The 24,498-nt window shown below is 38.5% G+C and carries 23 protein-coding genes; 9 read left to right on the plus strand and 14 right to left on the minus strand.

Annotated elements, in window-relative coordinates; translation table 11 throughout:
• Nucleotides 1-158: 158 nt before the first annotated feature.
• From recG to P9211_RS04955, 10 genes are all read right to left on the minus strand, one after another.
• Nucleotides 159-2,648, minus strand: a complete 2,490-nt coding sequence (gene recG, locus P9211_RS04915) for an ATP-dependent DNA helicase RecG (protein WP_049750862.1) — start codon at nucleotides 2,646-2,648, stop codon at nucleotides 159-161.
• On the minus strand, nucleotides 2,645-3,847 hold the full coding sequence (locus P9211_RS04920; RefSeq protein ID WP_012195560.1) for a hypothetical protein: 1,203 nt from the start codon (nucleotides 3,845-3,847) through the stop codon (nucleotides 2,645-2,647). Before P9211_RS04920 ends, recG begins: the two co-directional genes overlap by 4 nt.
• A gap of 23 nt (nucleotides 3,848-3,870) precedes the next feature.
• On the minus strand, nucleotides 3,871-4,527 hold the full coding sequence (tsf, locus tag P9211_RS04925) for a translation elongation factor Ts (protein WP_012195561.1): 657 nt from the start codon (nucleotides 4,525-4,527) through the stop codon (nucleotides 3,871-3,873).
• A 99-nt stretch (nucleotides 4,528-4,626) separates the two neighbouring features.
• On the minus strand, nucleotides 4,627-5,343 hold the full coding sequence (rpsB, locus tag P9211_RS04930; RefSeq protein ID WP_012195562.1) for a 30S ribosomal protein S2: 717 nt from the start codon (nucleotides 5,341-5,343) through the stop codon (nucleotides 4,627-4,629).
• 135 nt (nucleotides 5,344-5,478) lie between these two features.
• Entirely contained in the window at nucleotides 5,479-6,411 is a 933-nt protein-coding gene (locus P9211_RS04935) for a glycosyltransferase family 2 protein (RefSeq protein ID WP_012195563.1), read from the minus strand.
• Nucleotides 6,412-6,503: 92 nt separating this feature from the next.
• Nucleotides 6,504-6,653 carry a hypothetical protein gene (locus tag P9211_RS09755; RefSeq protein WP_012195564.1) on the minus strand — a complete coding sequence of 50 codons (150 nt, stop codon included), beginning with the start codon at nucleotides 6,651-6,653 and terminating at the stop codon, nucleotides 6,504-6,506.
• Between the two features lie 26 nt (nucleotides 6,654-6,679).
• A complete protein-coding gene (locus tag P9211_RS04940; RefSeq protein WP_012195565.1) occupies nucleotides 6,680-7,435 on the minus strand; it encodes a DevA family ABC transporter ATP-binding protein in 756 nt (251 codons plus the stop codon).
• The gene (devC, locus tag P9211_RS04945) at nucleotides 7,410-8,582 is read right to left on the minus strand and encodes an ABC transporter permease DevC (RefSeq protein ID WP_012195566.1); all 1,173 of its coding nucleotides are present in this window, start codon (nucleotides 8,580-8,582) and stop codon (nucleotides 7,410-7,412) included. The genes P9211_RS04940 and devC overlap by 26 nt, the downstream gene beginning before the upstream one ends.
• Complete coding sequence (locus P9211_RS04950; protein WP_049750863.1) at nucleotides 8,582-9,502, minus strand: HlyD family efflux transporter periplasmic adaptor subunit; 921 nt, start codon at nucleotides 9,500-9,502, stop codon at nucleotides 8,582-8,584. The genes devC and P9211_RS04950 overlap by 1 nt, the downstream gene beginning before the upstream one ends.
• Nucleotides 9,478-10,278 carry a phycocyanobilin:ferredoxin oxidoreductase gene (locus P9211_RS04955; RefSeq protein WP_041391536.1) on the minus strand — a complete coding sequence of 267 codons (801 nt, stop codon included), beginning with the start codon at nucleotides 10,276-10,278 and terminating at the stop codon, nucleotides 9,478-9,480. Before P9211_RS04955 ends, P9211_RS04950 begins: the two co-directional genes overlap by 25 nt.
• Between P9211_RS04955 and P9211_RS04960 the strand changes: the two genes are divergently transcribed.
• Together P9211_RS04960 and P9211_RS04965 are read left to right on the plus strand one after the other, a co-directional pair.
• Nucleotides 10,278-11,531 (plus strand): M16 family metallopeptidase, encoded by a 1,254-nt coding sequence (locus P9211_RS04960; protein ID WP_012195569.1) that lies wholly within the window; start codon nucleotides 10,278-10,280, stop codon nucleotides 11,529-11,531. The two genes, P9211_RS04955 and P9211_RS04960, sit on opposite strands and share 1 nt — an antisense overlap.
• 2 nt (nucleotides 11,532-11,533) lie before the next feature.
• The gene (locus tag P9211_RS04965; protein ID WP_012195570.1) at nucleotides 11,534-12,784 is read left to right on the plus strand and encodes a M16 family metallopeptidase; all 1,251 of its coding nucleotides are present in this window, start codon (nucleotides 11,534-11,536) and stop codon (nucleotides 12,782-12,784) included.
• Nucleotides 12,785-12,791: 7 nt separating this feature from the next.
• On the opposite strand, the gene P9211_RS04970 is transcribed toward P9211_RS04965, so the two are convergent.
• Complete coding sequence (locus tag P9211_RS04970; protein WP_012195571.1) at nucleotides 12,792-13,013, minus strand: NAD(P)H dehydrogenase assembly family protein; 222 nt, start codon at nucleotides 13,011-13,013, stop codon at nucleotides 12,792-12,794.
• A gap of 152 nt (nucleotides 13,014-13,165) precedes the next feature.
• Between P9211_RS04970 and P9211_RS04975 the strand changes: the two genes are divergently transcribed.
• From P9211_RS04975 to P9211_RS04985, 3 genes are read left to right on the plus strand one after another with little or no spacing between them, the layout of a single operon-like run.
• A complete protein-coding gene (locus P9211_RS04975) occupies nucleotides 13,166-13,738 on the plus strand; it encodes a biotin transporter BioY (protein ID WP_012195572.1) in 573 nt (190 codons plus the stop codon).
• Complete coding sequence (gene lspA / locus P9211_RS04980) at nucleotides 13,735-14,211, plus strand: signal peptidase II (RefSeq protein ID WP_012195573.1); 477 nt, start codon at nucleotides 13,735-13,737, stop codon at nucleotides 14,209-14,211. The genes P9211_RS04975 and lspA overlap by 4 nt, the downstream gene beginning before the upstream one ends.
• 60 nt (nucleotides 14,212-14,271) lie before the next feature.
• Nucleotides 14,272-15,822: a YcjF family protein gene (locus P9211_RS04985; protein WP_012195574.1), complete on the plus strand. Its 1,551-nt coding sequence runs from the start codon at nucleotides 14,272-14,274 to the stop codon at nucleotides 15,820-15,822.
• A gap of 111 nt (nucleotides 15,823-15,933) precedes the next feature.
• Here the strand turns inward: P9211_RS04985 and P9211_RS04990 are convergent, their stop codons facing one another.
• Nucleotides 15,934-17,337, minus strand: coding sequence for a pyridoxal phosphate-dependent decarboxylase family protein (locus tag P9211_RS04990; RefSeq protein WP_225866189.1), 1,404 nt, complete (start codon nucleotides 17,335-17,337; stop codon nucleotides 15,934-15,936).
• A gap of 67 nt (nucleotides 17,338-17,404) precedes the next feature.
• Between P9211_RS04990 and P9211_RS04995 the strand changes: the two genes are divergently transcribed.
• Complete coding sequence (locus tag P9211_RS04995; RefSeq protein WP_012195576.1) at nucleotides 17,405-17,902, plus strand: nucleoside deaminase; 498 nt, start codon at nucleotides 17,405-17,407, stop codon at nucleotides 17,900-17,902.
• Here the strand turns inward: P9211_RS04995 and P9211_RS05000 are convergent.
• Nucleotides 17,899-19,065: a pyridoxal-phosphate-dependent aminotransferase family protein gene (locus P9211_RS05000; RefSeq protein ID WP_041391128.1), complete on the minus strand. Its 1,167-nt coding sequence runs from the start codon at nucleotides 19,063-19,065 to the stop codon at nucleotides 17,899-17,901. The genes P9211_RS04995 and P9211_RS05000 overlap by 4 nt on opposite strands.
• Before the next feature lie 233 nt (nucleotides 19,066-19,298).
• Between P9211_RS05000 and glnA the strand changes: the two genes are divergently transcribed.
• The 3 genes from glnA to P9211_RS05015 all read left to right on the plus strand — a co-directional run bounded on the left by glnA (nucleotide 19,299) and on the right by P9211_RS05015 (nucleotide 22,339).
• Complete coding sequence (gene glnA, locus P9211_RS05005; RefSeq protein WP_012195579.1) at nucleotides 19,299-20,720, plus strand: type I glutamate--ammonia ligase; 1,422 nt, start codon at nucleotides 19,299-19,301, stop codon at nucleotides 20,718-20,720.
• Nucleotides 20,721-20,836: 116 nt separating this feature from the next.
• Nucleotides 20,837-21,181: a hypothetical protein gene (locus P9211_RS05010; RefSeq protein ID WP_012195580.1), complete on the plus strand. Its 345-nt coding sequence runs from the start codon at nucleotides 20,837-20,839 to the stop codon at nucleotides 21,179-21,181.
• Nucleotides 21,182-21,280: 99 nt separating this feature from the next.
• Nucleotides 21,281-22,339, plus strand: a complete 1,059-nt coding sequence (locus P9211_RS05015; protein ID WP_012195581.1) for a class I SAM-dependent methyltransferase — start codon at nucleotides 21,281-21,283, stop codon at nucleotides 22,337-22,339.
• Nucleotides 22,340-22,372: 33 nt separating this feature from the next.
• Here P9211_RS05015 and acs read toward each other — a convergent pair whose 3' ends face one another.
• Complete coding sequence (acs, locus tag P9211_RS05020) at nucleotides 22,373-24,349, minus strand: acetate--CoA ligase (RefSeq protein WP_012195582.1); 1,977 nt, start codon at nucleotides 24,347-24,349, stop codon at nucleotides 22,373-22,375.
• Between the last annotated feature and the right edge of the window lie 149 nt (nucleotides 24,350-24,498).

The raw sequence follows: 24,498 nt of genomic DNA on the forward strand, positions 1-24,498 counted from the left end.
TGCAATTCCAAGCACTATCAAATTTGGAAGGAGTTAAAACATAAAATCACTAGATCAAACATAAATGTAAAAGCGAAGAATAAAAAAGTCCAAAGATACCAACCACAAAAAGTTGGATGCACGAGTCGCATATGAGACTCGTTGTTGTGGAAAAACAATTAATTTAGTTGAGAGTTGCCAAGAAACCGTTTCCAGTGTAAATCCAAGTTATCTTTTAATAGTTTGTATGAATTAAGTTCAGGGTCACTGTTAAGGATATAAAGAGCCTCCTTACGGGCTAATTCAAGTACATGAGAATCATTTACCAAGTTAGCCAATGCAAAATCAGGAAGACCAGACTGTCTAGTTCCTAATACTTGACCAGGACCACGCATACGAAGATCAATTTCAGAGATCTCAAATCCATCAGTTGAACCAACTAAATATTCTAATTTTTTTCTTGAATCGCTATTTTTGCCAGAATCAATAAGAATACATTCAGAAAAGCTTGCCCCTCGCCCGACACGACCACGTAGTTGATGTAACTGTGCGAGACCAAACCGATCTGCATGGTCTATAACCATTAGTGTAGCGTTTGGAACATCTACACCAACTTCTATAACAGTTGTTGATACAAGAATATCTACTTCACCAGAAACAAAACTATTTATAGTGGAATTTTTATCTAGGCTTGACATGCGACCATGCAAGAGACCCACATTAAACTCTTGGAAAAGATCATTGGACAGTTCATGGTAGACGTCAACAGCTGACCTTAATTCAATTTTCTCTGATTCCTCAACTAGAGGAAGGACAAAATATACTTGGTGCCTTTTTTTTATATGTGCCCTTATAAGGTCAAAAACCTTGTTCCGTTGAGAGAATTGGAGCATACTTGTTTTAATCTTTTCCCTACCTGGTGGCATTTCATTGATCTGACTTACATCTAAATCACCATGTATTGATAGGGCAAGTGTTCTGGGGATTGGTGTCGCGGTCATCGTTAATAGATGAGGTTGAAGCCCCTTCCTTAATAACAAATCACGTTGATACACTCCAAAACGGTGTTGCTCATCAACAACAACCAACCCTAGCCTAGAGAATGATACTGAGTCTTCGATTAAAGCATGAGTACCTACGATTATATTGACACCACCGGTAGAAAGGTCATCTAATATTTGCTTGCGTCGAGAGTTGGGAGTTGACCCAGTAATTAAGTCAACTGTTACATGAAGTTGAGGGAGCCACTTACAGAGATTCTTGTAGTGCTGTTGCGCCAAAACCTCAGTAGGTGCCATTAATGCTCCTTGCCAACCAGAATCTACTGCATAAAGTAATGCAGCTATAGCTACTACTGTTTTTCCACTACCAACATCGCCTTGAAGTAGCCTTGCCATGGGTTCAGAGGATTCGAGATCTGACTCAATTTCATGGAGCACTCTTTTCTGCTCATTGGTAAAACTAAAAGGCAGTAAAGAATAAAATTGTGAAGTTAAACTATTAATCTGATTGACCTTTTTTAATTGCGGGGCGGGCTTTTTTCTAAAAAGATTTCTCTTGCGTAAAAGAGCTAATTGAAGACAGAGGAATTCGTCAAATACTATTCTTCTTCTAGCAGCATTTAGGGATTCCAAATTATTAGGCTGGTGAATTTGATTCATTGCATTTTGAATAGACATCAAAGAGTGATGACTAATTCTTTCTTGAGGGAGAGGATCTTTCCAGAAAGCAGCAAAGGGCAACACTAAATCAAAAACTCTTCTAATTCGTACTGCTGTAAGCCCCTCTGTAAGTGGATAAATAGGAATTAATCTACCAATACTCTTTGACTTTATAGAAGTGCCTTGATTCTCTAAAACCTCAATTATAGGATCTATAAAACATTTACCATAAGATCCCTCTTTAACTAGACCGCTCACAGCAACTGTTGACCCAGTAGGATATTGGCTAACCTGTTTCATTAAGTAACCCCGATTACTAAATCTACGCCCTGCAAAAAACTTAGTTAATTTAATTCGTCCTGTAGAATCCTGAATAAGCAATTCCAAAACTGAAAGGTTTGGGTTCCGAGGACTAGTAAAATAGTTTGTTCGTCGAATTGAAGCAACAATAGTTGCCGTTTCACCAGCTTCCAAAGAAGAAATTCGTTTTAATTGAGAATAATCAACATAATCACGAGGGTAGTGTACTAATAAATCCCGTATAGTAAAAATTCCCAGGCTGGCTAACAATTCAATTGTTTTGGACCCAATTCCCTTTACCGTTGAAAGTGTTGAGTCTAAAGAGGGTGTAGAGTCTTTAACATTAATTTCTACGTTGGAATAGTCTTTTTGATTTGGTAATCTCAGTTTTGGAGGCTTTATAGTTGTTGGAGGGTCAAATACCTTTGAGAGACTATAGAGTGCCTTTCTTGTATCTATTACTAGCCTGCGTCTGGCTGATTCAGGGCTAGAATCATAAGCTTCAAAACCTTCTGATAAAGATATCAAAAAATCTATTTTTTCTTTTGGTAGATGTTTTGAATCTAATGAAATGAGCTCTCGTGCTACAAAAGTATTAAATCGTTCTTTTCTTCCATGAATATTACGGAAGCCATTCTCAGACTCTAATGTCAAGGCCTGCTGCAATGACCTTATCCATTTAAGAACTTGATCAGAGATAAAGTCTATGGTTCCTTAATTTGATTAAGGGATCTAGGCTGGTTTGATTTTTGCCACCAATTTTCTCTGACCTCATTAACCAATGAACGTTTAGACCAATAACGTTGTTGTTTCACCATTTTCGTTAATCTGACAAGTTCATTTGTGAAACTATCTCTACATTTTCTTAATTTAAAATGGTCAAATTCAAGTTCCGATGGACGAATAAAAATACATTGAATATCTACTATTGTATCTAAAGAATTGTCCTGTATTGGCAACCTAAGTCTCAGAATATTAGAAGGAGAATGAAGAGACTGAATTTGGCCAGCAAGAACACCTTCTAAAAGTGTTATAGGAACAAAACTATTAATCAAGCCAATTCTCAATAGTTCAATGTTTATTGCGTGTGAAAGATTTTTTAATCTTGTTGTTAGTGCTGAGTCAATAGAATTAATCCAATAAAATAGGTCTTCCGCTGTTTCTGGAAGTAAAATATTAGTATTTAAAATCTCTGTATCTAATAATGGTGTTTCCCGAGAATCTGGTTCAACAATGTTTTGGGTGGATGGTTTAATGGATGAGATAGCATCGCCTGCCATAGAGAATATTGATTTTAAGAAATCGATATTAGTCTTTGGATTTTCTGAAGTAACTGGAGCTTTTTGATAACTTAGATCATCTATATTTGTATCTACCGTCTCCTTGTCATTCTCTACTTTGGGGTCAAAAGCCAAATGAATTGAAGTACCAAGAGGTGATGTAGCTTTCTGGTCATTCCAGCGCTCTATATTTAATTGCTCATTAATTGGAAGTGAAAGACCTAGTTCAATAGAATCTGAACAATCACCTGTCCGTGGATTATTTCTATAGTTAGGGCCTATGTTGGTAGACAACTGGTCTTTAATCGTCTCCAGATAGTTATTGTTCTCTAGTTCTAGACTTTTGGCGAAATCAGACAATTGCTCAATGGTTAATAGAGAAATAATGTTAGAAACGATTTCGTCAATCTTTTGCTGGAATGACTCCTGTAATTCCTTTGAGGGAAGGGTTGTAATTTCATTAGATCCTGAAGTAACTATTTCAAGAACAGCCTCTCTAACCACATTTGATAATATATTTCTAAGAATTTGCAAATAAAGAGCGTAAAGGCGGTAAATAGTAGGTCTTAAAGCTAATGTTTTTTGACGTAGTAATCCTAATTGTTCAAAGGGGTCAAGGTTAGCCACTCGATTACGATTTATATTCAAAACTATTTTGAGGATATAGAAGCAACCTCTGCAGCAAAATCTGATTGGTCAGTTTCAATTCCTTCTCCTAGGGTATATCTTGTAAAGCGTCGGATTCTTAAATTTTCACCAATCTGACCAGCAACTTGCTTAACGAGTTGCTCTACAGTGATTGAAGTATCACGAATAAAAGGTTGCTCTATTAAAGCTAGTTCTTTTAGCCTCTTAGAAATTCTACCAGCTACAATCTTTTCCTTAATTTGATCAGGCTTGCCAGACAGATCATCACGGCCCATCTCTATTGACTTTTCCTTATCCGAAACTTCAACAGGAATATCGTCAACAGCTACAAATTCAACATTTGGGCACGCTGCAATTTGCATTGAGATATCTCTAAGCAGACCTTGAAACAATTCTCCTCTTGCGACAAAGTCAGTCTCACAATTTAGCTCTAGCAAAACACCAACTCTTGAACCTGTATGGATATAACTGCCTATAGCACCTTCAGCTGCAACTCGGCCGGATTTCTTCTCTGCGCTAGAAATACCTTTTTGTCTCAACCATTCAACAGCTTTCTCCATATCAGCATCCGATTCGACTAAAGCCTTTTTGCAATCCATCATTCCAGCACCAGTCTTGTCACGAAGTTCCTTAACTAATTTTGCTGTTATGTCAGGCATTGTTTTTTAAAAGAATGATGAATGAATTAAAGGGGAAGTTGACGACCTTAATATTTTAGAAAGCAGGCTTATGTAGCAGAAGATTTTATCTAAATGCTACTACTTTAGTCTTTGCCCACCTCTATGCTCATTGGAGCCATGACGTCCTTCATTTATAGCGTCTGCCAATCGGCCAAGAATGAGTTGAACTGATCTGACAGCATCATCATTACAAGGAATAGGAACTTCACAAAGGTCTGGGTCGCAATTTGTATCAAGCATTGACACCAAAGGGATATCTAGTTTACGAGCTTCTAAAACAGCGTTTGTTTCTCTTCTCTGATCAACAAGAACAACAACGTCAGGCAAGCGTTTCATCCCTTTTAAGCCTCCTAGATATTTCTGGAGTCGTTCAAGTTCATGTCTCAAGACAGAAGCTTCTTTTTTAGGCCTCATTGCAATTGCGCCACTAGATTCCATTCTTTCCAGGTCTTTTAGCCTGTCTATACGTGCTTTCATGGTGGTCCAATTAGTGAGCATTCCCCCTAGCCATCGCTGGTTTACATAAGAAGCTCCACATCTATTAGCTTCTAGTGCTACAACCTCTGATGCTTGTTTTTTTGTCCCTACAAAAAGAAATCTCTTACCACTTTTGGCAGCATTCCTTGTCCATTTATAAGCACTGTTCATACAAACAGCAGTTTTTACGAGATCAATGATGTGAACCCCATTTCTCGCACAATAAATGTAACGAGACATTTTAGGGTTCCATCTTCTTGTCTGGTGACCAAAGTGAGCACCAGCTTCCATCATCTCTGAAAGAGTTACGACAGCCATTTTTAAAGTTTCGGGTTGGCCTCCACCTGACAGGGATACATTATGCTGAACTGAAGAGTCAGATCAACCTAGATCACCCGAAACAGTCAGGTGTGCGGAGTTTATGTACTTGGGTAATCTATCAAAAAGGTTGAATCAATGCAGCCCTTGAGAATATGCTTCACGATAAATTGCTCTGACACCTATTAAATTAAGAGGCAAGCGTAAGATCTCCATGGCTAATCCTGGATAGCCTTTCCTAATCAAGTATTGAAGTAAAGGTTTTAAGTTGGTGGTGTTAATTAACCCAAATAGTGTAAGAGTTTCCCAAATAAATCTGTGAAACAAAGTGAATTGAATTATAAAACGAACTCTTCTAGAGGGATGCTTTCGAAAAAACACCAATGCCATCTTTGCTCGTTCATGTTCTATTCGAATTAAACTTGGAATCTGGTCAATACTTAATGCTTTATGCCAATGATAACCAACAGCCTTAGGACATTTGACCAATTCAACATTCATCCTTCGAAGCCTTTCTCCCAGCTCAAGATCTTCCCAACCATAGAGTTTAAAAGCAGGGTCAAATAATCCTGCCGCTTCTAGAACATTCTTATCTATGGCAACATTACCAGTAGCAAAATAGGCAAAAGAAATATCACGTAGTTTGTGAGGTTCTGAAGTAGGATATTCAAAATTAGAAGTATTAATAACTGCCCCGTAAGTAAAGCAGAAACGATCACCTCTCTTATTCCATGTATTGATAAGGCTGCGCGAATGAGAATCAATGAAAGATTCAGTCACAACCAAATCGCTATCTATAAAAATAATCACATCACCAAGCGAATTCTCTACACCTTTATTCCTACCTTGTCCAGGGCCAGCATGCAGTTGCTCTAGTAATTTCAAATGAGGAAACTTGGTTAAATTCCCCCTAAGCCAAGATGATGTTCCGTCTGTAGAGCCATCATCAACCAATACGACCTCATAACCTTTTATATCAGAGGAAAATACTTGATTCTCAAGTGCTATTAAGCACTTCTGAAGTATGGGGAGGCGATTATATGTAGGTATAACAACACTTATAAACATCCTAAATATGGAAGAAATTAAGGCCGAGAAATATCTCTTGTCTATTAAGTTAACGCATATATAGCAATTAATTTAAAATCGATGCGATCTAGTCAGTCTGCAGCACCGCCATTATTTGCTGTGCCTGTGACTCCATTACCTGCTCCTTCACCAGGGGAGCGAAGCTTACGTTTTTTAAATTTTCTGGCATAAGCACGATTCCTCTCCTGCTTTTCTTTCTTGAGATTTCTTCGTTTAGACATTTTTAAAATGTAATTATCTTTCTACCCTACTCAAGAAAGTGCAACAACCTACCATCTTCCATCTTTAAGAGACGATCTGCTACATCAAGTATTCGAGGGTCATGTGTAACCATCAATACTGCACATGATTGCTCTAATGCCAAACGCTTAAGAAGAGACACAATTTCCCTTCCAGTGGCACTATCAAGAGCAGCCGTTGGCTCGTCGGCCAATAAAAGTTTAGGTCTAGCAGCTAAAGCCCTTGCTATAGCAACTCTTTGTTTCTGTCCACCTGACAAATCATGAGGAAGTTTGCTCATATGTTCTTGCAAACCAACTTCCTCTAACCATTGTCTTGCTTGAGCTCTACGTTCTTCATAAGTAAAACTGGCTAATAAGTCAGAACCAATTTGAACATTTTGTTCAGCGGTAAGACATCTAAGAAGATTATGCCCTTGAAAGATCATCCCGATATTTCGCCTCAATCTCTGACGAGTTTTCCTAGAGGAATTACGCAGCTGATGACCTAGAACCTTCAAGTCACCATGCTGAATATTTCTTAAGGCTCCAATAAGAGTAAGAAGGGTTGTCTTTCCACAGCCTGAGGGACCTGTGAGTAGAACAACTTCACCAGGTGATATTTCGAGAGAGATTGAGTGCAAAACTTGCTTTTTCATCGATCCATTACCGAACCAATGGGACAAATCTTTTATTTGTACAGTTAAAGGAATCGCTGATTTATGTTTTAGTTGAGCCAATGCTAGAAGACCAAAGAATTTAAAAGATCTCTGCAGGGTCTGCATCTACTAAGCGACGCATTGCCAACATTGCGGAGGACATACACATGAGCAGGATCAAGATAAATACAGTTAATGCTCTTTGAGAGTCCATAGCTACTGGAAGTTTTGTAGAGGTTCTTACCAATGCATACAAACATTGCCCAGAAATATAAGCTGGTACATAACCCATAACAGCAAGTAACATTCCTTCCCGAGCGACAACCCCCAAAAGAGTTTTTAATCGATAACCCATTGCCATTAACGTTGCATATTCAGGCAAATGATCACTTACATCGCTATAGAGAATTTGATAAACAATTACACATCCAACAACAAATCCCATAGCTGCGCCTAGGGTAAAAATAAATCCAATTGAAGTACTTGTTCGCCAATAATTCTTCTCAAATTCGATAAAATCATTTTTAGTGAGAACACGAACATCCTTAGGCAAGCTAGCTGTTAAGGATCTGACTACCATTTCTTGGGCGGCTCCAGGCCTAAGACGAATTAAACCTATTTCTATACTTCCAGAAGGGGTACTCGGTAACAAATGTAAGAAAGTCTCTCTGCTGGTAATTAAATTGCCATCGGCACCAAATGAAGGCCCAAGGCTAACCAAACCAGCTACACGAACTCTCTTACCAGCAACTTCTGTTTCAATTTTTTTTCCTTCTAAAAACCACTTAGATATAGGTCCAAATTCATTCCTAGAAAGGACATCAAACAAAACTCTTCCTTTGCTATTTAGCAATGGTGCTTTCGAAGAGAAGCCAGAATCTAAAAGAAGCGGATCATTTGGTTCGAAACCTAAAGCTAAAATAGATCTTGTAGATAAAGTTTCTGGATTACGCCAAAGAAGAAAGTTCCAATTAACGGGAGTTGTACCAATAACGTCTTTATGAGCCATTGATTGTATAAGTCGTCTGCGGGGGAAACCACTCATACTTATCGAACTCATTGACCTAGGACTCATTAGGACTAAATCTGCATCAAACAATCTGTGAACAGTGACACTTGCATCAAACAATCCATCACGAAACCCTAGTTGCATAAACATAAGAATGCCAGCAAAACATATTCCTGCTAAGGCAACTAATAATCGAATTGGTTGCCGAGTAAGAAGTAACCATGCCAAGGGTATACGACGTTTTTGTAAGAATCTAAATTTCACTATGGGATAAATCTTGCAATAACCTTCATTCCAGTAAAACGAGTTACTTGGTCAGAAGATGTAGGTTGAAGACTAATTCTTACTTCTATAACTCTTGCATCAGCATCACCAGTTGGATCCGTTGACAAAACCATACGTTGACGTACCTGAGGACTGATATGGGTAACTTTCCCCAAAAGTGTTCCATCAAAACCTCCATTCTCACTAATTATTGATACATTCTGACCAAGCCTCACCCTATTAATATCCGACTCATAAACCTCAATAAGAGCTTCCATCAGGTGATTAGATGCAACTTCAAGTACCCCTTCATTCCCTGGCCGTTCTCCTGGTCGGGCATTAATTCTCAGGACAACCCCATCTATAGGACTTTTCAGTTGTGTATAGCCAAGGTCAATTTCTAGGCCTTTTATTTCTGCAATAATCTCATTCCGTTTGCCTTCTAAAATATTAAGTTGGTCTAGCTTTTCTTCAAAAATAGAAAATGCAGAAGCTCCTTCACGAGAAGTTTCCTTATATCTATCAACTTCTCTTTTCTGAAAGGAGATGTTACTCAGTAGAGTTTGTAAACGCGCTTTACTAACTTCAAGATCAGCTTCCAATCGTGGTCGATTATCAAAAATTGCTAGTACTTGGCCTTTGTCAATCTGATCTCCCTCATTGATAAGCAATTTAGAAATCCTGGGAGTACCACCAAAACCACTTACAGGCGCAGCGAGTACTCGTGAATCACCAAATGGTACGAGTTGGCCTAAAGCAGCTACTCCTTCTATGGGTCTTTCTGCTTCAGCCAATGGAATGTCATTTATAGGTGAGTCAGCCTTTTTACTAATAAACAGTAAGCCCGTTAGGGATATGATTCCTATGCTAGAGAAAAGTACCCATTTCGATTTTACTAATTTAGGTAGTCGTCGGGACAATTGAACAGAACCATGTCTATATATTCGTCTGCCCAATGAGGACTGAACGTCTTCGCTAGAACTTGCCGAGTTTTGTCGTTGCGTTTTTGTTGAAGACAATAGAATTGCTGCCTCTCATATCTTTCAATCGTAAGAGGTGAATCAAGCGAATCTGGGGTAGAAGATATAGAACACGTAATAAGAACGTTTAAAAAGCCATCAACTAAATCTAAGAACAAGGAGTCTTCAGACCTAGCATTTGGCTTTATAAACTGAACATATGAAGAGAATATATTCCCCCATTCAGGCAATTTTCTTGGATTCGTGAAAGAAGGAATTCTTAATTCTCTTAATTTAAGATCTATTGCAGTCGGAAGGGCCTTACCAACAGGAGATAAATCAACAATGGCAGCTGTCACTCCTTCCATGCCAGCAACGATATCTACGCCAAAAATTGGCAAGTCAAAGGTAGGGTCTGGGAAGAAAACACAATGAAGGATTTCCAAAGATGACCCTAACATCGCAATCTCTAAATGAATCTTCCTAAAACCTCTAGATTGATGAAATTCATTAACTATAAAAAGGTCATCTCCAGCAAGTGTTCCATAGATATTCTGTAATTTTGGATCTAAATCCAAAGTTCTTAAACCGACCAGGCACTTCCTACGATGCCTGATTCGATCTCTCACTGACTCCAAAAGAGGGTCCAGAGCAAAAAAGGTATATAAACAAGTAAACAACAATATGCGAAAAAGGTTCAGAATGGAACTTAGAAGAGAAACACTGGAGAGCTCGATTGCAAGACCTGAAGATAAATCGATTGGCACTTAGAAGTGGTGCGGAATGTATTTCAACATCAATGCCAGAATCTGCACTTACCTGCATTGACCTTTGGTGCAAGGCCGGAAGTTCCTTTGAAGACAGTGACGAGAAAGGAATGGCTCATTTTCTTGAACATATGATTTTCAAAGGAAGCAGCAAGTTACGAGAAGGTGAATTTGATTTAAAGATTGAAGCCCTTGGCGGCAGCAGTAATGCTGCGACAGGTTTTGATGACGTACATTTTTATGTATTAGTACCTTCAGAAGGTGTCGAGCAAGCAATTAAGTTATTAATCGAACTTGTCCTATGTCCAAGCATTATGAAAAATGCATATTCATTGGAGCGTGAAGTTGTACTCGAAGAAATAGCTCAACAAAGTGATCAACCTGACGAGAAAGTGTTTCAGATGGTTCTGGAAGGTTGTTGGAGCAACCATCCATATGGGAAATCAATTCTAGGCAATGCATCAAGCCTTAACGCATCGACTCCGAATCGAATGAAGTTGTTCCATCAAAGGCTATATAAACCAGAGAATTGTGTCCTATCAATCGCTGGGAAGTCCCCGAGAAATTTATTAAAAATATTGAGCGAAGGTGAACTTGGCAAACAAGTTGATAAATCAAATCCCAACAATTCAAAACCAAACTCAAAAAAACTCAACTTTAATATTGGTCGAAAGATAGTAGAGGTTAAAAGACTTGAGTCAGCGAGATTAGTTATGGCATGGCCAGTACCTCCTGCTTCTGAACAGTTCATAATAATGGGGTATGACATAGCGACTACTCTTCTAGGAGAAGGTAGACGTAGTAGACTTGTTAATAATTTGCGAGAGGAACAACAAATAGTCGAATCAATTGAAATGGACCTAACTGCACTTGAACAGGGAGGCCTTGTATTGCTAGAAGCGTGTTGCATAGAAAAAAATCTCAACAAAGTAGAAGATTCGATTAATCAAATTCTCATAGAAAGTATTAATAGTCCTCCTAGCGAACGAGAAACAAAACGTGCCAAAGAATTAGTTAGAAATGGATTTTGCTTCAGCCTTGAACATCCAGCACAGGTTGCAGCAATTACAGGTACACAAACACTTTGGAACCGTCATCAGCCACTGCTTGAACCTTTAAAGGATATAGATGGCTGGTCAAGTTCTATGATCCAAGAAGAAATATTTAGTTGTTTGCAGCCAAGCCAATGCTTCACTTTAATTGCAAAACCTCTTAGTAGTTGATAATGCAAAAGCTAAGAATAGTTCTAGATCCCAGGGATACAGCGGGTATAATGTCGGCAAAATTATGGATTAAAGAAGGTAGTAGAGCAGACCCTAAAAACAAGCAGGGTCTTCATTATCTTTTAGGTTCACTTCTTAGTAGGGGTTGTGGCCCCTACAACCGAATAGAGATTGCTGATCTAATAGAGGGGTGCGGAGCTGCCTTACGTTGCGACACCTTTGAAGATGGTATATTGCTCAGTCTTAAATGTACAGAAAGAGATCAATCAAAGCTATTACCATTATTTGTGTGGATGGTTACAGCGCCACATATAGCATCAGATCAAATGAGTTTAGAACGTGAGCTATCTATACAACTACTACAAAGACAAAAAGAAAGCGCCTTTCATGTAGCCTTTGATTGTTGGAGGAGAATTATTTATCGCAAGTCCCCTTATGAACATGATCCATTAGGAACCCTTGCTGGTATTGCTGCTATTGGGGAGGATGATCTAAAAAACTTATCAACTAAATTGTCTATAAGAGAACAGGTATTAGTAATCTCTGGTAGCTTCCCTAAGAAAATTGAATCAGATATTAAAAGCTTGTTCTCGTTTACTTCCTCTAGCCTGAAAGATAGTGACGTGAATATTACTTCAGAAGGAAGTAAAGAATTTAAGGTTGACAATCATAAGCAAAGGCTGATACTTCGACACCAAGAGACAAGCCAGGTAATATTAATTTTAGGGCAAAAGACTATTAGCCACTCTCATCAAGATGACTTGGTCTTAAGACTACTGAGTTGTCATTTGGGTTCTGGTATGTCCAGTCTACTATTTAAAAAGTTTAGAGAGCAATATGCATTGGCATACGAAACTGGGGTTTACCATCCAATTAGAGAATATGAAGCACCTTTTGCAATTCATGTGGCAACTACTCAAGAGAAGGCATTGCATTCTTTACGTCTCCTCAAAAAATGCTGGGAAATACAATTGGAACAAAAGATATCAGAAGAAGAGTTATTCTTAGCCAGAGCAAAGTTTAAAGGTAATGTTGCCCATAACTTGCAGACAGTTAGTCAAAGAGCCGAAAGGAAAGCCCAGCTGTTAAGTTTTGGTATGAGCGATAACTATGACAATGAATGCTTCAAAAGAGTTGATACAATTTCTGCAGAAGAGATACAAACCACTGCAATAAGATATCTCAGTAATCCATTGTTAAGCTTATGCGGACCAAAGAAAACACTTGACATATTGGCAAGTCATTGGTGTTAGAGAAAAGTTATTCACTTACTGATCGGCGAGAAAGGTTATCACTAGCAATTAAAAAAGTACCTCGCCTAAACCTTACTTCAAAATAATCAAGCGGTCTTACGCCAACAACTTCTCCAAGTTCATCTACTCCTACCAAGTCGGCCGGTCTAAGCATCGGCATAGGGTCAGTTGTTTTAAGGTATGGCAAAGGAACTCTTAAAAAGACCTTATCGCCAATGGAGATATTCATAAAAAAATACTACTCGACTCGACAAGGGGCTCAAACAATATTAACCAGAAATAATCCAAATAGTAGCCTTCAAAAAAGTCTAATTAAGTAGAATGATATTACTAGCGAAGAGGCGTTAACTAGTGCAGGATATAATTACATAGGAGCTAAACGTGAAAGAGCTGAATACATTGATTGCTACATTAGCAAGTCTAATGACAATAATAATTGCTACGTTGACTCCTTCTGCAATATTACTTCCAAGGATAGAGCTTCCTCCAAAGGTTCATGAGCTTCCTAGCACTTGGCAAGTACCGGCCCTACTAATATGCGCATTGGTAACCGGGCCAAAAGCAGGACTAGTCTCAGCAGTTGCATATTTAACTATCGGTCTTTTTTATTTTCCTATATTTCATGGTGGTGGTAGTACTGGGTATTTGCTTACACCTGACATGGGATATCTACTAGGCTTCGTACCAGCAGTATGGGTAATTGGTGTCCTCAGTGAGACAAAGGGTAAAAGCTCGGTTGTTTATTTAACGCTCTATGCCATTATTGGATTACTAATCATCCACTTAATAGGCATCAGCAACATCTTACTAGGTGCATTAAGTTCTAGATGGACTACAGATTTTATAGAACTAATTTATATCTATACTATTGCAACGCTGCCATCACAACTTCTCCTTTGCCCAGGTGTTGCAATTATCTCTAAGTTTCTCAGGCTTGTATTATTAACCAAATGAAAAGGTCATTAAATAGAAGAAAATATACTATTATTATAGTAAGCCTAATAATTATTTTTATAGATCAGATATCTAAGTATATAGTGCTAGATTTTATGCAAAAGAGTGATCCTATAGTTTTAATTCCGGGGTTTTTACAACTAAATCTCATAAGAAACTATGGAGCAGCATTCAGTCTATTTAACAACCAATCAACATTCCTAGCATTTGTAAGCCTTATAGTCTCTCTATTAATAATTAGTTATGTAATTATTAAACCGACTATTAAAAGATTTCAAGGGATAGGTTTAGCATTCCTTTTAGGAGGAACATTAGGCAATGGCTTAGACAGATGGATACTAGGTTATGTAAATGACTTTCTTGAATTATTATTCATCCAATTTCCAGTTTTCAACTTTGCAGACATCTCAATTAATATAGGAGTAATCTGTATAATCCTTAGCAATCATTCCAAGCCTAAGTTTCATCCCTAACTACTATGAAGGTTAACCAGACTAATATTACTAACGCTAACCAAAATAATTTCATGGGATATGCATAACCACAGTAAACAGCCTCTAATTTTGATAGCAGCAATATGTTTAATCTTGATTTTCTCAGGACTAATAGCTGCTCTTGTTCGCTTAATTAATATTCCAGCAATACTTCTTACATTATTAATATTATGCTATTTCATCTATCAAAAACGTTGGAATTGGTTAAGGCGTTTCTTTCTTAAAAGAATTTTAATTCATTATAAAAATAATTATCGCCGTTTCTCTCCGAAAAGCAGTAGGCAAGCTGCAAGACGAAGCCTTGAAAGTATTGATCGACTAATTGATCGCATTCATAACAATGTTTCGGCAGAAGCATTAAAACAACGTAGAGCCTCTGTAGAGCAAGAATTAGTAAGAGGAGACATCACAGTGGTTCTATTTGGAACTGGCTCTAGTGGAAAAACTACTCTCATAAGAGCACTCCTTAAAGAAATTGTTGGGGAGGTATCAGCAACTATGGGGACAACAAAAACAAGTCATACATATAGATTGCGACTAAAGGGGCTTGAAAGAGGTATTCAGATAATAGATACACCAGGCATTCTTGAAACTGGCGAAGAAGGTAATAAAAGAGAAAAAGAATCTTTTTTAAAAGCAAGCCGTGCTGATCTAATAATCGTTGTTGTGGATACTGACCTAAGATCCATCGAAATGAAGCTTATAGCCACACTTGCTAAAGGGGGAAAAAGGTTATTGCTCGTACTGAACAAATGCGACCTTCGTGGTGAAGAAGAAATTCGTAGACTTTTATTAACTCTAAGAAGACATACAAAAGACTTGATCAATCCTGAAGATGTAATAGCCACTTCAGCATCTCCACAGTCGATACCAGTTCCAGGTGGTTACCCTCTACAACCACTCCCCGAGATTGATGGATTAATTAGGCAAGTGGCAAGGATTCTCCATGAAGAAGGAGAGGAGCTTATCGCCAGTAATATACTTTTGCAATGTAAAAATCTTGGGGATTCTGGGAGAAAACTTCTAACAAATCAACGCAAGATAGCAGCGAAAAATTGTGTAGAACGCTATGCATGGATAAGCAGTGGAGTTGTTGCAATAACACCTCTACCGGGTGTTGACATGATTGGGGCCGCTGCTGTTAATGGTCAAATGGTTATGGAAATAGCGCGAAACTATGGGCTTAAGCTAACCCGAAAAAGGTCTCAAGAACTAGCACTTTCAGTTGGCAGAACTCTTGCAGGGCTAGGAATAGTAAAAGGTGGGATGTCCATAATAAGTAATTCGCTAAGCCTAACCCTTCCAACAATAGTTATTGGGAAGGTCGTTCAGGGTATTACTGCTGCTTGGCTCACAAAAGTAGCTGGCGAGAGCTTTATTACCTACTTCAGTCAAGATCAAGACTGGGGAGATGGTGGCATACAAGAAGTTGTCCAACGCCATTATAATTTATATAGGAGGGAATCTAGCCTAAAAAGTTTTATACAGACAGCACTAGATAGAGTAGTCGAACCATTGAAAGAGGAGCGCAGAAGAGAGCTCCCTCCACACCTAAAGCTTCGGGAGGAGGAGGAAGTAGAGGACCTCTAAGGTCGAGTATTGTTATAAGTATCAAATAAAGTATACCTAATGATATTGAGACAATGCCAGTGATCATTGCAACAATTTTACCTCGCTGATCTTGATCATCCATAGGAAATACTATATCGACTGATTTAAAAGATTAGACAACTGGTCTAAGTGACTATTTTGTGTATGAGGGTTGCCCATAACAGCTTTTAGATAATATCGATCATTTAATAGTGGTCGTGAGAGCATAAATTTATTATCCATCAATAATTGCCTGGTACTCAAAGCCCATTCAGCTGCTTGTTCTTTTGTGATTGCACTAGGTGTTAATGCAATTAAGTGCAATGGGCCAGTAATAATCTCAAAGATATCCGAGTTGATTCTGTTTTTGAAATACGTTTTTCTTTCAATGGAATTCACTAGGAGTGCTTGAATACCAGAGTGTCCTAGTTGACGCAAACCAAGCCATAACTTCAGGATCTCAGCAGGTCTTGTTCCTTGCATTCCCATTTCTCCTCCATTCATAGTCGATCCCCAAGATGGTTCAATGTAAGGAAACCCTATTGAGAAGCAGGAAGAAAGGTGATTAGTATTGGCTACAAGTAACAAAGAGGATGTTTTCGTAATCCCAAGAAGTTTCTGAGGATTCATAGTTATTGAGTCTGCACGTGACAAACCTGGAACAACAGACTTTGTTTCCTCAGCTAGAGAGAAGACTCCTCCAATTGAGGCATCAACGTGAAGCCACAATCCTTCAGAAAAGCAAAAGTCTGAAATATCATCAATAGGATCAACGGCACCACGTATGGTGGTTCCGGCAGTAGCTACAACACAAAAGCATTTATGGCCAAGAAACTTTAATTTTGCAATCTGCTCGTTCAAAGAATTAATGGAAAGTCGCCCAGAATTATCAGCAGAAACTTTATAAATCGCTTCAGCAGGCAGGCCCATGATTTTAATTGCCCTGTAAATAGATACATGCGCTTCTTCGCTAACAAGAATTACTGCATTTGGATCTGTTGAGAGGCCAGAATGATGGCGAGCCAACACAAGCGCCATAAGATTGCTTAAACTTCCACCACTTGCTGCCACTCCTCCTGAACCAGTCTTCATACCAATTTTTTGGGCAATCCATCTACACAAATTATTTTCTAATCTAGAAAGACTGGGGGATAGCTCTTCTGCTAAAAGGTTATTATTTAGACCGGCGCAAATTAAGTCTCCTACAATTGATGCACTTAAAGGAGGCGGGTCAAGATGAGCTAATGAGCCTGGGTGGGAAGGCTGAAAAGAGCCATTCATGATTAAATCCAGGTCTTTCAACAAATCCTTCCTGGATAAACCAGCGAATTTAGGACCTACTTCGGGCAAATCATTGATTGAAGGCAAAGGACCAGTTTCTTCTGCCTTGGAAAACCAATCGCAAAGTTTTAAACAAGCCTCCTCAAGGAATGCCTGAAAATTATCATCAAATTGATCTGGAGATGGAAAAAGCTCCAAGGTTGGATCTTGACTTATATCCCTTTTACCGATCAAGAGTTAAACAAGTTCAAATGTCCATTCTCCATCCCAAGTGGTTATAAGCAATGTATGTTTACTAATTATGCGAATAGCTAAACCTATTGAACTAAACGAAATAAAAACAAGAGAATGGATGAGAAGGCTTTTAAACAGGGCAAATGAACTAGGTAAGGAAGACGAAGTGCCGGTAATAGCAATGATCCTCGACAACAAAGGACATTGTATAGGTCATGGAAGAAACACACGAAACACTGAGCGTGACCCATTGGGGCACGCTGAATTAGTTGCTCTTCGCCAAGCAAAATGGCTGAAAAAGGATTGGAGATTTAATGATTGCACAATTATTGTCACCCTTGAGCCATGTCAAATGTGCGCTGGGGCACTTATACAGGCAAGGATGGGAAAGGTTATCTTTGGAGCGCCAGATACTAAAAGAGGAGGTTTGGGAGGGAGCATAGATCTATCAATTCACAAAAGTGCTCATCACAAAATGATTGTTCATGGTGGGGTAATGAAATACGAAGCACAAGAACTAATACGTAAGTGGTTTAGTCAAAGACGTAGAAAACGGTATGGTTAAGACTTAAATTTTGGTAATTCAGAATCAAAAATTTCAAGAATTTTTTCTACATTTTCAACCTTAGAGTTGTATCCCATTAAACCTATTCGCCATACATTGCCAGCCAAGCTACCTAAGCCACCTCCAATTTCAATGCCAAAATTATTTAAAAGGTGACTCGTAAAGGCTTTGCCATCTACTCCTGATGGAATACGAACTGTTGTGAGAGTTGCTAGACGAATATCTTTGTCGACATGTAATTCTAAACCTAAGTCCTCTAATCCATTCCAAAGAGATTCTGCATTAGTTCTATGCCTAGCCCATGAATTTTCTAAACCTTCTTCATGAATTAATCTTAGAGCTTCACGCATACCAAAATTCATATTCACAGGAGCTGTGTGGTGATAGACCCTGTCACTACCCCAATATTTATTCAAAAGAGAAATATCTAAATACCAGTTTGGGACCTTGTCTGATCGCCTATTCAACTTAGCCTCGGCCCTTTCATTAATAGTAAAAGGTCCTAGTCCTGGAGGGCAACTTAAACCTTTCTGACTACAGCTATAAGCTAAATCAACTTTCCACTCGTCAAGGAATAGTGGAACGCCGCCTAAGGAAGTAACAGTATCTAAAAGGAGTAGGCAGTCATACTTTCTACAAAGGTCTCCAATACCTTCCATAGGCTGGCAAACACCTGTAGAAGTTTCTGCATGAACCAAGGCAAAAACAGAAGGCCTGTGCTCGATCAATGCAGCTTCTATTTCATCAAGAGTAAATGCCTCCCCCCAATCCTTCTCTATTGTTTTGACATTTGCTCTATACCTACCTGCCATATCAGCCAATCTATTACCAAAATATCCCTTAATGCCAATTAAGACGGTGTCGCCCTCCTCAACGACATTAGCTATTGTTGCTTCCATAGCTGCACTCCCGGTACCACTCATTGGAAGTGTTAAACGATTCTTTGTTTGCCAGCAATACCTCAGTAATGACTGAACCTCAGCCATTAGGTTGATGTAAAAAGGATCTAAATGTCCTACAGGCTGAAGGGAAATGGCCTTGAGAACGGAAGGATTTGAATTTGATGGGCCTGGTCCAAGCAGAAGCCTTTCAGGCACATTGATTTGTGCTACAGAAGAGGCAAGAGAATTATCTACTGAAGGAATGGCTTTTGCAGTCGTCAAGACCAAAACAGCTTATTTAATATATGAGCCTAAACACCTAAAGGTAAGGTCGTGAAATTTCTTTTAGGTATTGCAATGGAGATAAATTATTAGAGGGCTAAAAAGGCCGTAAAACAAAAAAAACTTGAGGCTAGAAGAACTTTTATAGGGAGAGTGTCTTAAAAAGTACTTGTTGATACAAAAACAGATCCAAACGCTAATTAATTTCATATTTATAAGCCTAAAAACGTTCCATGAGCAAAAAACCCAGAGAAGTTCTCAGTCAGATCAAAGACGAAGGCATTGAACTAATTGACCTCAAATTCACTGACATACATGGCAAATGGCAGCATTTGACAGTAACAGCTGACATGGTGGATGAAGAAGCATTTAAAAGTGGACTTGCTTTTGATGGTTCCTCAATCAGGGGCTGGAAAGCAATCAATGAATCGGATATGGCAATGGTGCCTGATGCAAGCACTGCTTGGATAGACCCTTTTTATCGTCACAAAACACTTAGTCTCATATGTTCTATACAAGAGCCCAGAAGTGGAGAACCTTATGCCAGATGCCCTAGAGCATTGGCACAAAAAGCACTTTCATATTTGTCATCAACTGGCTTGGCTGATGCGGCGTTCTTCGGACCAGAAATTGAATTTTTCCTCTTTGATGATGTTCGTTATAACTCCAGCGAAGGTAATTCTTTCTATAGCGTAGATACGATTGAAGCTCCTTGGAATACAGCTAGAGAAGAAGAAGGAGGCAACTTAGCTTACAAAATCCAATATAAAGAAGGGTACTTCCCAGTATCTCCTAATGATACGGCTCAAGATATAAGGTCTGAGATGCTTCTATTGATGGGTCAACTTGGAATTCCAATTGAAAAACATCACCATGAAGTTGCTGGGCCTGGACAACATGAGTTGGGCATGAAATTTGCTTCGCTAATAAATGCTGCTGACAACGTAATGACCTATAAATATGTTGTAAGAAACGTAGCAAAGAAGTATGGAAAGACTGCGACTTTTATGCCTAAGCCAGTTTGGAATGACAATGGTACTGGAATGCATGTGCATCAAAGTTTATGGAAAAATGGTCAGCCTCTATTTTATGGTGAGGGGACATATGCAAATTTATCTCAAACTGCAAAATGGTATATAGGGGGGATACTTAAACATGCTCCTTCATTTTTAGCCTTTACAAACCCAACTACTAATAGTTACAAGAGGTTAGTCCCAGGATTCGAAGCACCAGTGAATTTGGTTTACTCCCAAGGGAATAGATCGGCAGCTGTTCGTATTCCCCTAACTGGTCCAAGTCCAAAAGCAAAAAGGCTTGAATTCAGGTCTGGAGATGCTCTTGCTAATCCTTATTTAGCATTTAGTGCAATGATGATGGCTGGTATAGATGGTATAAAAAATCAAATAGATCCAGGCGATGGAGTAGACGTTGACCTTTTTGAACTACCTTCAGAGCAACTTTCAAAAATATCAACAGTTCCATCTTCGTTAAACGACGCTCTTGATGCCCTCAAGGCAGATAATAGTTACCTAACAGAAGGAGGCGTATTTGATTCAGACTTTATAGATAATTTCATCGAATTAAAGTACGAAGAAGTCCAGCAATTAAGACAAAGGCCTCATCCACATGAGTTCTTTATGTATTATGATGCATAATAATTGAAGAATAATTTAAAAGATGTGTAAAGGCTTTAAATTAAACGGAGGGTTTATAGATATTAATCTATAAACCCTTTATTTATTATTTAAGAGAAGCTACAAAGATAGAGTCTATGAACAAATTCAATAAAAGGGTTAATAAGTTTAGTTTACTTTTAAAATTTACATTAATAATAATACCATTATTTTTTATATCAACTAATCTAATTAGAATTAGAAAAGAAAATATTATAGAAAGAGAAGTAATGGATAGGTTTATAGAATTTAATCTATCTCTAGAAAAAATTGAAAACTATATAGAAACTGAAGACTGGCCTAATACCTGCAAAGAAGCAGTTAAGGCTAGTTATTTGATCAAAGAAAATTATCTCGTTTTTAAAAAGAAAGAGCCTTACTACGATTGGAAGGAAATACAAAACCTGCTAGAGGTTATCCCAAGGAAATTTTGTAAAAGTTGAGTTATGCAATTTACAAGAATTGTCAACTTCTGCTAAAACACAAAGTCCATTCCCTCAGAAAAGAAACATCTGAGTGGATAAGTGCATTATAACCAATTCATGGCAGAGCAAAACCTTACAAAGCTTGCATACCAGACCCTCCAACAAGGCAAAAGCATTGCTGGCTTAGCCCATAAAGGCCTAAGCACAAAGCTTATGGAGTTATTCGCTCCAGAAGCACTCCCAAGAGGTTCAGATATTGGCAAAGAGCTCCTAGAGGACCTTCGTACCTCAATGATGGAGTTAGAACAAATTGACTGGCAAGAAGCTGAAGCTGGAATATATCCAAAATCGCTACTATTTGAAGCCCCATGGATTGAATGGTTTACCAAATACCCACTGGTATGGCTAGACATGCCTTCTATTTGGGAAAGGAGAAGAGAAAGAAAAATCAGAGACTTACCTAAAAATATAAAAGAAGAAATTTATCCAGATTATTACTTACAGAATTTTCATCACCAAACCGATGGCTATTTAAGTGATCATTCAGCTGAGATCTATGATATTCAAGTTGAGATTCTCTTCAATGGAACAGCCGATTCAATGAGGAGGAGAGTCGTATCGCCAATAAAAAGAAGTCTGGCCAGATTTATGAATCAGGGAGACAGGAATTTAAAAGTGCTTGATGTAGCAACAGGGACAGGAAGGACTATTCAGCAATTAAGAGTTGCCTTACCAAATGTTGATTTTTACGGACTAGATCTATCTGGAGCTTACCTCAAAAAAGCCAGCAAGTATTTAAATAATAGGAACGGTGAGATGGTTCAATTAGTTAAAGGAAATGCAGAAAATATGTCATTTGAAGATAATAAGTTTAATGCAATATCATGTGTATTTCTATTCCATGAACTCCCTAGAGTTGCTAGGCAGAATGTTATAAATGAATGTTTTAGAATATTAAAACCAGGAGGAAAGTTTGTTATAGCAGACTCTATTCAAATGAGTGATTCTCCTCAATTTATACCCGTAATGGAAAATTTCAGAACATTTTTCCATGAGCCATATTATTTAGATTATGTAAAAGACGATATAGAGGAAAGGCTTACATCATCTGGCTTTACTAATATCGAAGGTAAGTCACACTTTATGACAAGAGTCTGGGTGGCAGAAAAAACATAATTCAGAGTTATTCTAGATATATTTGATAAAGATTTAGTTCCTTAATTTATCTAGAACACTTCGGTCTTCAAGAGTACTAGTATCACCACTAATGTCATTGCCTGCTGCTAAAGATCTAAGTATTCGTCTCATAATTTTACCGCTTCTAGTCTTTGGTAAGGCGTCACTAAAACGAATTTCATCAGGTTTAGCTATAGCTCCAATTTCATTGCCTACATGATTCCGCAAGTCATTAATGAGATGGTCACTTGCAGAAGAAGTACCCTCAAGAGTAACAAAAGCCACAACGGACTCCCCCTTAAGATCATCCGGCCTTCCAACAACAGCAGCTTCAGAAACAGCTGGGTGACTAACCAAAGCAGATTCTATTTCCATAGTTCCAAGCCTATGCCCAGAAACATTTATTACATCATCAACTCTTCCCATTACCCAAAAATATCCATCCGAATCCCTTCTCGCTCCATCGCCTGCAAAGTAGATGAGATTGCCGCCGGTAGGTCTTAAATATTCCCAATAACTTTCTCTAAATCGTTTTTCATTTCCGTGAACTGTTCTCATCATTCCAGGCCAAGGCTTTCTTATTACTAAATATCCTCCCTCTCCGGTTGGAACAGTCTCACCATTTGCATTAACAACATCTGCTTCGATACCAGGTAATGGAAAAGTTGCTGAGCCTGGCTTTGTAGGGGTGGCTCCAGGCAAAGGACTTATCATTACACCTCCAGTTTCCGTTTGCCACCAAGTATCTATAACCGGGCAACGGTTACCTCCAATAACTTCGCGATACCACATCCAAGCTTCAGGGTTAATAGGTTCGCCTACAGTTCCTAACAACCTCAAACTATTCATATTGTACTTATCAGGAAGAGAACGCCCATTCTTCATAAATGCTCTAATAGCAGTTGGAGCTGTATAAAAGATCGAAACCTTATGTTTTTCTATTACTTCCCAAAATGCTCCAGGATTTGAAGGACGTGGAACACCCTCATACATAACACTTGTAGCCCCATTGGAAAGTGGTCCATAAACGATATAGCTATGGCCTGTTATCCAACCAACGTCTGCTGTACACCAATAAATATCATCATCTCGTATATCAAAGATCCATTGAAAAGTAAGGTGAGCCCATAAGTTATAGCCAGCTGTGGTATGAACAACTCCTTTAGGTTTTCCCGTTGATCCTGATGTATATAAAACAAAAAGCCTATCTTCACTATCCATATGTTCCGCAGAGCAAAAATCGCTTTGGGAAGGTACAAGATCATGCCACCAATGATCTCTTCCCGTTTGCATGTCTATTGATTCATTCGTACGTTGAACGACTAAAACAGATTTAACACTTGGGCATGCGTTATTAGCTAAGGCCAAATCAACAGCAGATTTAAGCTCGATAACCTTGTCTTTTCTGTATCCCCCATCTGCTGTAATGACAGCTTTAGCTTCACCATCAATCAAGCGATCACGTAATGCTTCAGAAGAAAATCCACCAAAAACAACTGAGTGAGGTGCTCCAATACGAGCACAAGCCAACATAGCGATAGCCGCTTCAGGAACCATTGGCATATAAAGAGCAACCAAGTCTCCTTTCCCTAAACCAAGATCTTTTAATGCATTTGCGGCTCGACAAACCTCTTGATGTAGTTGTTTATAAGTAAAGCGTCTTATTTCTCCAGGCTCTCCCTCCCAAATAATCGCTTCTTTATCTCCATTACCATTCTGAATCTGACGATCTAAGCAATTAAAAGAAATATTTGTTTTGCCACCAGAAAACCATTTTGCAAAAGGTGGATTAGACCAATCAAGGACTTGATTAAATGGTTCGAACCAATGCAACTCCTTACGAGCAGCTTCCCCCCAAAATTTTTCAGGGTCTTCTCTAGCTTGATCTACCATCATCTTGTACTGAGACAAACTGCTTATTCTTGCCTCATCTGCAACGTCAGGTGATGGGTCAAATACTCTCTCTTCATTAAGGACCGACTCAATTGATTCGGACGGATCGGAAGACATAACAAAAAAGACTGATTACTTGCATTCAAGCCACTCAAGGGTTATTAGAAAAGCTAGTGATACGGTTATTAAAAGAATTCCAAATATCCTATGTAATAGTTTTAAGTCTAACTTTTAAATATTCTCAAGTTAAAATCTCGCTACAAAAT

It is taken from the genome of Prochlorococcus marinus str. MIT 9211 (genome assembly GCF_000018585.1).
In the GTDB taxonomy this organism is placed as follows: domain Bacteria; phylum Cyanobacteriota; class Cyanobacteriia; order PCC-6307; family Cyanobiaceae; genus Prochlorococcus_D; species Prochlorococcus_D marinus_B.